The 9,123-nt window shown below is 53.1% G+C and carries 6 protein-coding genes; all 6 read right to left on the reverse strand.

What is annotated here, in order from left to right; all coding sequences use genetic code 11:
• Positions 1-128 precede the first annotated feature (128 nt).
• Positions 129-1,175, reverse strand: a complete 1,047-nt coding sequence (locus PPL9_RS06550) for a 4-hydroxyproline epimerase (RefSeq protein WP_057461943.1) — start codon at positions 1,173-1,175, stop codon at positions 129-131.
• 86 nt (positions 1,176-1,261) lie between these two features.
• Positions 1,262-2,497: an FAD-binding oxidoreductase gene (locus PPL9_RS06555; RefSeq protein ID WP_057461944.1), complete on the reverse strand. Its 1,236-nt coding sequence runs from the start codon at positions 2,495-2,497 to the stop codon at positions 1,262-1,264.
• Positions 2,479-3,396, reverse strand: a complete 918-nt coding sequence (locus PPL9_RS06560; RefSeq protein WP_057461945.1) for a dihydrodipicolinate synthase family protein — start codon at positions 3,394-3,396, stop codon at positions 2,479-2,481. Before PPL9_RS06560 ends, PPL9_RS06555 begins: the two co-directional genes overlap by 19 nt.
• Positions 3,397-3,589: 193 nt before the next feature.
• Positions 3,590-5,089 carry a glycerol kinase GlpK gene (glpK, locus tag PPL9_RS06565; protein ID WP_057461946.1) on the reverse strand — a complete coding sequence of 500 codons (1,500 nt, stop codon included), beginning with the start codon at positions 5,087-5,089 and terminating at the stop codon, positions 3,590-3,592.
• Positions 5,090-5,401: 312 nt separating this feature from the next.
• Positions 5,402-6,925, reverse strand: coding sequence for a glycerol-3-phosphate dehydrogenase (gene glpD, locus PPL9_RS06570; RefSeq protein WP_057462050.1), 1,524 nt, complete (start codon positions 6,923-6,925; stop codon positions 5,402-5,404).
• Between the two features lie 307 nt (positions 6,926-7,232).
• Positions 7,233-9,123 (reverse strand): mechanosensitive ion channel domain-containing protein (locus tag PPL9_RS06575; protein ID WP_057461947.1); only part of this gene is annotated, 1,891 nt, incomplete at its 5' end.

Consider the following 9,123-nt stretch of genomic DNA (forward strand, 5'->3'; position numbering starts at 1 on the left):
AGAATTCGCTCCACCAAAGATGTCAGAGCACGATGCGTGAATGCTAATGAACGCGACGTGCTCTAATGCTTGGAAAGGTAAGAGTGGCTTGCCAAAGCAAGAAACTCACTCTTGCCTACCATTCACAATCACTTTCCGTAAGTTCCCTTCTCCGGAAAGTGCTTTACGCCGTCGGCTGCCAGTTGGAAGCCGGTCATGTAAGGGTCGCGGTCGTCGAGGAAGAGGGTGTTGTAGCCGGTTTTGCGGGCCCAGCCTTCGATGGTTGGGATAATGCCGTCATGGCCGCCCACTTTGGCCGCTTCCTTCACACCGCCCACAAACACAGACCCGATGATGGATTCATGGCGCATGGTGTCGCCCACCTTCAACTCGCCTTTGGCGTAAAGGTGTGCAAGGCGGGCGGAGGTGCCGGTGCCACATGGGCTACGATCCAATGCCTTATCACCATAAAACACCGCATTGCGCCGATCAGCAGCCTCCGAGGTCGGTTTGCCAGTCCATTGAATGTGGCTGATACCGTGGATGCGTTCATCTTCTGCATGCGTCACGCAGTACTTCTCATTCAATGCAGCCCGCAATCGTGGACTCCAGTCGAGCAACTGTGAAACACCTACATTCTCAAGGCCCGGAAAGTTTTCCTGCTCTTCAACAATGGCGTAGAAGTTGCCGCCATATGCCACGTCAACGCTGATCTCACCCACACCCGGCAGGTCAACGCTCAAACCAGTTTCTGCCAGATAGCTTGGCACATTGGTCAGGCGAACACTCTCAACATATCCGTCTTTTTCAAAATACTCGGCAACCACAAGACCAGCAGGCGTATCCAAATACACCTTGCCCGGCTCACGAGGCTCAATAAGCCCCTCTTCCAGCGCCATTGTGATCGTACCGATGGTGCCGTGCCCACACATGGGCAGACAGCCGGATGTTTCAATAAACAACACCGCCACATCACAGTCAGGCCGTGTTGGAGGAAACAGCATGGAGCCGGACATCATGTCGTGCCCACGCGGCTCAAACATCAATCCGGTTCTGATCCAGTCATAGCGCTTGAGAAAATCCGCCCTCCGCTCCAGCATATCATTGCCGCGCAAGGCTGGCGTGCCGCCCGCAACCAGTCGCACGGGGTTACCGCAGGTATGCCCGTCAACACAGAAAAAACTCTTGGAGACCAAGCTCCCCTCCCCTCATTCCATGGCATCAATGCAGGATGCCGGCGGTCAACCGATGGAGCCCTCTCTCTCCCTCGGCAGAACCGCGCTTAAAATCGTTGAGCACTGTAAAGCGTGCAATCTATTTTTGGTGTTTCACCGCAAATCAGGTCACTGACCAGCTCAGCCGTAATGGCTGCCTGTGTGAGCCCATGATGACCATGCCCAAACGCATAAGTCACGCGGTCGCTTTGTTTAGAATGTCCGATCACTGGTAGCGTGTCCGGCATAGAAGGCCGATGCCCCATCCAGCGAATGCCGTTTTCACGGTTCAGGCCGGGCAACAAACGAGATGCCTTCTCGGCCATCGCGTCAGCCCGCTTCCAGTTGGCTTCCATCTTCAGTCCGCCAAACTCAACAGCACCGCCAACCCGCAATCCGTGAGAAAGCTGCGTCACTGCAAAGCCAAGTCCTGGCACCATAACAGCATGCTTCAAAGCAACATTCGGCTCAGAAAATGTGGTGTTGTATCCGCGCTCCGTTTCCAGCGGCACCTTGTCTCCCAACTGAGCCGCCAGCGTCTTGGACCACGCACCACAAGCAATCACCGCATGATCGCTGAGGATTTGCTCTTCACCTTCCAGATGCAGAACAATGTGATCACCCTGCGGCTGAACATAGGAAACCGATTTCTTGAGGATCTTGCCACCGTTGCGCTCAAAAGCCTCTGCAAGGCTCAGGCACAGGGCATGCGGATCATCAACACTCATCCATCCCGGCACCAGTGCTCCGCCAACAACATTCTCAGAAAAATCAGATTCTAACTCACGGATCTGGTTGCCATTGAGCTCTTCAACCTCGATGCCATGCTCACGTTGCTCCTGCCAGCCCTTACGAACACCCTCAATCTGACTGTACTCGGTATAAACCTCAAGACAGCCCTTCATAAACACATGATGCCGCGTGCCTGAGGATTGCCACAGCCGTTCCCATGCAGGCAGCGAAGCCTTGTTAATCGCAGCTTTGCCAAGAACGCTGTGTTTCAGTTTGTCAGGAAGCGATGCCCGCGAGAACCGTAGCATCCATGGCAGGATCTTGAGTGCATAAGCAGGGCGCACAGAAAGTGGCCCCAGCGGGTCTAGCAACCAGCCGGGTATTTTCCGCCAAATGCCTTTGGATGCCAAAGGCGCAACATCAGTCCATGCAATGCCAGCCGCGTTCCCACGGCTGGCCATTTCACCCGGACCATTGCGGTCAATCAGAGCAACCTTGTGGCCTTCTTGCTGAAGGCGCAGGGCTGTTGCCAATCCAACAACCCCGGCTCCGATTACATGGATGTGTCGCATAGCTCTTTAAGCTCCGGCAGTTCCGGGCGGCATGCAACTGCATCTTCCACCACCTTGATGACACGCGCACGCTCCGCACCGGACAAAGCCAGACGTGGCGCACGAACACGGTCATTAGAGCCGATAGCAACCATCTCTGCCAACTTGATATTTTGGACTAGATTGGTGGAGACATCCAAGTCCAGCAGCGGACGGAACCAGCGGTAAATCTCAAGCGCTTCCTGATAGCGGCCAGCTTTTGCCAGCTTGTAGATCGCGACAGTTTCGCGTGGGAAAGCCACAACAAGACCAGCAACCCAGCCATCAACGCCCATCATCAGGCTCTCAAGTGCAAGGTTATCAACGCCGGTCAGCACCTTGAAACGATCGCCAAAGCGGTTGATCACTTCAGTCGCACGGCGAATGTCATCGGTGGACTCTTTCATCGCAACAATAAGCGGCTCGTCTGCCAGCTCAGCGAACATATCCAAAGTCACATCAACACCGTAAGCAACCGGGTTGTTGTAAACCATCACCGGAACGCCGCCAGCTTTGGTAACAGCCTTGATGTGCGCCACAGTCTCATGCGGTGCAGAGCGGTAGGGAACGCCGGGCAGAACCATCAGACCATTTGCGCCAGCTGCCGCTGCATCCGCTGCCGCTTTCATCGCGCGGCGTGTGGAGCTTTCGCACACAGTCATGATAACGTGTTTGGACCCACAAACCTTTTTGGCAAGCTTGAGAATTTCGATTTTCTCTTCAGGCTCCAGCGCCATCGCTTCACCAAGAGAACCACAAACAATAATGCCATCGCAGCCGGCGTCCATCTGCAGCTGGAAGCAACGCTCCATCTCTGCAAAATCAAGCTCATCGTTCTCTGTAAACTTTGTTGTGACAGCCGGGTAAACACCAGTCCACATTTTGATTATCCTCACCTGTGATATATTACAGGCAATATGACCCTCAATCCCTCAAAGGTCAATACTGTGATATATCTGAAAGCAAATAAATCCAGTACCACAGTGGAAAAGCAATAAATTCAGCAAGTTAATAACGCTGCGGAAAGTGTGTAACCGGCAATCCGGCACCTCCCGCAGCTTAATATCACTTAAGTCATGAGGCCTGAGAACGGGTCCGGGAAACCGCGTCATGCCAACCGGAGAGTCGCTTCTCACGCTCGGCTGCGTCCATGTTGGGCTCAAAACGACGGTCCAGATGCCAGCGCTTGGAGAATTCTTCCATGCTCGGCCACACACCCGCCTTCATACCAGCAAGCCACGCAACGCCAAGCGCCGTGGTTTCCTGCACAACAGGGCGATCCACCGGACGGCCAAGAATGTCGGCAAGGAACTGCATGGTCCAGTCAGAAGCAACCATACCGCCATCAACGCGCAGCACGGTGTCCCCATTCAGCGGTGAGCCCATGTCGGACGACTTGGAGTTGATCAGATCAACAGTCTGGTAGCCAACACTTTCCAGTGCCGCCCGCGCAATCTCATCCTGACCGGTAGAACGAGTCATACCGAAAATCGCCGCACGTGCTTCAGGGTCCCAGTAAGGAGCACCCAAACCAACAAACGCCGGAACCAGATAGACATGGCTTTCCGGATCTGCATTTTCCGCCATCAACTGCGTCTGCGCAGCGGTCTCGATGATCTTCAGCCCATCACGCAGCCACTGCACGGCAGCCCCCGCAATAAAGATGGAACCTTCCAGCGCATAAGTCGTTTTGCCATTGATGCGATACGCAATGGTAGAGAGCAACCGGTTCTTGGAATAAACCAGCTCTTCACCGGTGTTCAGCAATGCAAAGCAACCAGTGCCATAGGTGGACTTCACCATGCCCTGCTTGAAGCATGCCTGCCCAACCGTTGCCGCTTGCTGGTCGCCAGCCACGCCATAAATCGGCAGCTCGGCACCAAATAGATCAGCTGTGATTGTGCCGAAATCATCCGCACAGTCTTTCACTTCCGGTAGTAAGCTCAGCGGAATGTTCAGGAGAGCCAGCAGCTCCTCGTCCCAACGGTTCTCGCCGATGTTATAGAGAAGAGTACGTGAAGCGTTGGTCGCATCAGTCACATGGGACTTGCCACCAGTCAAACGCCAGATCAGCCAGGTATCAACGGTACCAAACGCCAGTTCCCCAGCTTCTGCCCGTGCACGCACGCCCTCAACATTGTCCAGAATCCAGGCAACCTTGGTGCCGGAGAAATAAGGATCAAGCAGCAGACCTGTCCGGCTAGTAAACAGCTCTTCATGACCCGCCGCTTTCAAAGTGCTGCAGAAGGCAGAAGTTCGCCGGTCCTGCCAGACAATCGCGTTATAAACCGGCTCACCAGTTACGCGATCCCAGATCAGCGTTGTCTCACGCTGGTTGGTAATGCCCACACCGATAATCTGCCCAGCAGCAAGGTCAGCACCGGATAAAGCCTCACGGCATGTTTCAACAGTCGTAGTCCAGAGGTCCTCAGGATCGTGCTCTACCCAGCCTTCATGCGGAAAATGCTGCGGAAACTCGCGCTGCCCAACACCCACACTTTCAAAACTGTCATTGAAAACGATCGCACGTGTTGACGTCGTCCCCTGATCAATGGAGAGCACCCACCCTGTCATTTATTCCTCCCGGAAGAGGGTTCCCCTCTTCGAAAATTCAAATTGGCGCCAGCTATTTTTCTGAGGCGCCGAAACAATCTGCAGCGCGTTCCGCTTGATTACTCACAATCAAGCGATAAGAATTCGCTTAAGCAAACAAATTAGAGCACGGCACGTAAATGAGAATGCACGTGATGTGCTCTAATGATGAACGTAGAATGTCACGTGCCAAAATACAAAGGTATTGGCCAGCCTTTGTGTATACCATCCCATACAAGGCGCCATGACATAAAACAGGCTCTGCCTTTCACTAGGAAAAACAGAGCCTGAAACTTAACCAGCCATGCGGTTGGCTTCAAAGTAGCTGGCAAGGTAATGCTCCAGCACACCTGCTGCTTCCTTCGGCAGATGCAATCCCAGCTTGGAACGCCGCCACAAAATGTCTTCCGCAGTCACAGCCCATTCCTGCTCAACCATCCAGTTGACCTCGCAGGCATAAAGATCACCGCCAATATGCGCGCCCATCTCAGCAGTGGTTTTCGCATATCCGAGGATCTTTATGGCATCAGAGCCATAGGACCGTACCAAACGATAGGCATGATCATGCTCAAGGAACGGATAAGCTGATTTCAAAGAGGCAACCTTCGCACCAAAGTCACCCGGCTCAAAGTCACCGCCCGGCAGAACGCTTTCTTTGGTCCAGCTGTTCTTTTTGGCAGCTTGAGGCAGATAATCCGCCAGCTTCTCCAGCGCATGTTCAGCAAGACGGCGGTATGTGGTGATCTTGCCACCAAACACGCTCAGTAATGGAGCCTTGCTCTCACCCTCATCCATCTCAAGAACATAATCGCGCGTCGCCGCACGCGCTTCGCTCGCACCATCATCATAAAGAGGACGCACACCGGAATAGGTTCGCACAACCATGTCCGGGGTCACTTCTTTAGAGAAGTACTCACTCACCGCGCTGCACAGATACGCAACTTCATCATCAGAACAGGAAACCCCTGCCGGATCATCCTGATAATCAACATCTGTGGTGCCGATCAGCGTGTAATCATCCTCATAAGGGATCGCAAAGACAATACGGCCATCCGCATTCTGGAAGATGAAGCTGCGGTCATGGCCAAACATCTTCGGTACAATGATATGGCTGCCCTTCACCAGACGCACATTCGCCTGACTGTTCAGCCCAATGGCGCCTTTCAAAACGTTAGACACCCAAGGCCCAGCCGCATTCACCAGCGCTTTGGCCAGCACCAGCTCGCTCTTGCCGCTCACGCTATCACGAATTTCAATCTCCCAACCACCAGCGGTGCGGGAGGCGCGGACAACTTCGGTGTTACGACGAATTTCAGCACCACGTGCAGCAGCATCACGCGCGTTCAGCACAACCAGACGCGCATCATTCACCCAGCAATCGGAATACTCAAAACCGCGCGTGAAAAGAGACTTCAAGCCATCATTAAACGGAGCACTGTCCAGCGGCACAGTCTTCGTTGCTGGCAAAAGCTTACGACCACCCAGATGGTCATACATGAACAGACCAAGACGCAGGAACCACGCCGGACGCAAGCCTTTATGGTGCGGAAGAATAAAGCGAAGCGGCCAGATGATATGCGGCGCCATGTTCAAAAGAACTTCGCGTTCCTTCAAAGCTTCACGAACAAGACGGAACTCATAATATTCCAGATACCGCAATCCACCATGGATCAGCTTGGTCGAGGCTGAAGAAGTCGCGCTTGCAAAATCAGTCTTTTCCGCCAGAAAAACTGAAAGTCCGCGACCAGAGGCATCCCGAGCAATGCCGCAGCCGTTGATCCCGCCCCCTATGACAAATAGATCATAGCTCTTACTCATGGTCTTGCTCATGACTGGCCCCTCAATGTCACGGTTCTCGCCAGTGAATCCGTGATAGCACGCATATTCATTACGCCGAACCTATTCGAATATTTTCGAAAGTCAACGAAACCTATTATCATATATATGTATTAAAACGAAACTCCCATAAGCAAGCGAAAAAATCGTCTGTTTGGCTTATTTCTCTCGTCAATTTGTTTAACACTGGGCAACAGCAAAAAGGCGCGTTCGTGATCAAAACGAACGCGCCTTTTTCATATGAAACCGAAACTGCGTGGTTTCGGTATCTGATCCAATTCAGATTACATCAGTTCTGACCATCCTCTTCCGAGGTATTGTCACCTTCACTGCCCGCAGCCTTGGAACCACGCCCTTTCGCTGGCGCAGCTTTCTGCTCAACCTGAGGAACCTCCTCTGGCTTGCTGTCACCTGCCACATGGTAGGTCACTTGCGGGAATGGAATATCGATGCCACGCTCGTCAAACACGACCTTCAGATACTCATTATAAGCCCGCCCGATTGCCCACTGGCTGCCCGGCAAGGTTTTGATGCGAGCCCGGATGTTGATGGCAGAGTCACCAAACGCCGTAACACCATGCATTTCCAACTCACCAAGGATCGCAACATTGTGCGGTGTCTCTTCCAATCGGCGGAAGGCTTCTTGCATGGCCTCTTTGGCCACCTCAATGTCCGTGTCATATCCAACACCCATAACCGAAACCGCATAAGCAAAGTCGCGGGTGGAGTTGGAAACGCTCGTCACGGAAGAGAACGGAATGATGTGTGACGTACCATTGAGATCACGCAGTCTGACACTGCGAATGCTTAAGCGCTCAACGGTGCCACTAATACCGCCAACCTCAACAAAGTCCCCTTCGTTCATTGCATTTTCAAGCTGAATGAAGGCCCCCGTAATCACATCCTGCACCAGCTTTTGCGAGCCAAATGAGACCGCCAGACCAACAACACCAGCACCTGCAATCAGTGGCGCGATCTGAATGCCAAGCTCTGACAGCGCCAGAAGCGTAAACATCACGATCATCAGGATTGAGAGTGCATTGCTGAACAGCTGGAACAGCGTCTTGGTGCGGCTGGACACTGTCTTGCCTTCCCGCTCCAGAATGCGAAGGTCGATCCAGGACATGATCGTCAACCACAGAGCAAAGCCGATCAGAATAACAATAACCGCAGACATCAGGGAATTCGCAAAGGAGATCCCGTCACCCGCCCAGATCCACTGCCAGAAATTGCCAACACCCCAGACTTCCAGAACACCAATGATCACACAAAGACCCACGATAACCCGCAGCACCATGCAAACAGTCGGCAGGAAGGAGTTCAGGCGTTTTTCAAACGTCGGCAACACATGGTCCAGTGCATCGTGAAGGTCGACACCCTTACGAATAACCCGTGTCAGCAACATCATAATGCCCAGCCCGATGAAGATAACAAGCAAGGACATTGCACTGGTTCTGGCAATATAGTTGATGGCATCAAGCGGCGTACGCAGCCACGCGACCATGATCGCAAACACATACAGCAGAGCCAACAGGTGCCAGACAAAGCCCAGCCCCTTGAAGAGCTGAACAGAGAAGTTGGCTCCGGTAAAGCTCTCAGCATACTTGCGAATGGCATGGCGCACCCGCAACCGTGACCGGAAAATAATCGCAACAAGATAGATAAGACAGACCAGCACAACGGTGACACGCACACTGCCCGCCAACTGCGAAGAAAAGTTCACCCCAACCATAGGCACGGCCAGACGAACACCAAACCCAAGGATGCCGACAATCAGGATCAGATGTCGGGCCCAAAAAACAGCCTCCGGATCTGAGAATGGCAGCAGACGGAAGGAAGGCCTGTGCGGTGCAAACACAAACCGGATCACAACACGCGACATTTCAATCAGGAAGAAGGCATTGATGGCAAACAGCTCAACATTGTTGATGCTCTGCACCGTCGGATCTGTCGAGAAAATATAGGCCGATAAATAACCGACACCAGACGCAATACCGACAAAGGCAGCATCAAAGACAGACGTCACCGCCAGCAACCCAACACGGAAGAAAAGGGAATGAGCCTCTGGCCCTTTCTCATGCCGCCGCATGTAGGCTGTTGATGCCTTATGTAAGATAATCAAGATGAGGTAAGCAGGTAGCAGCACGCGAATAATGCTATAAATACCATCCCACAATCGC

The organism is Pseudovibrio sp. POLY-S9 (assembly GCF_001431305.1).
GTDB lineage: Bacteria > Pseudomonadota > Alphaproteobacteria > Rhizobiales > Stappiaceae > Pseudovibrio.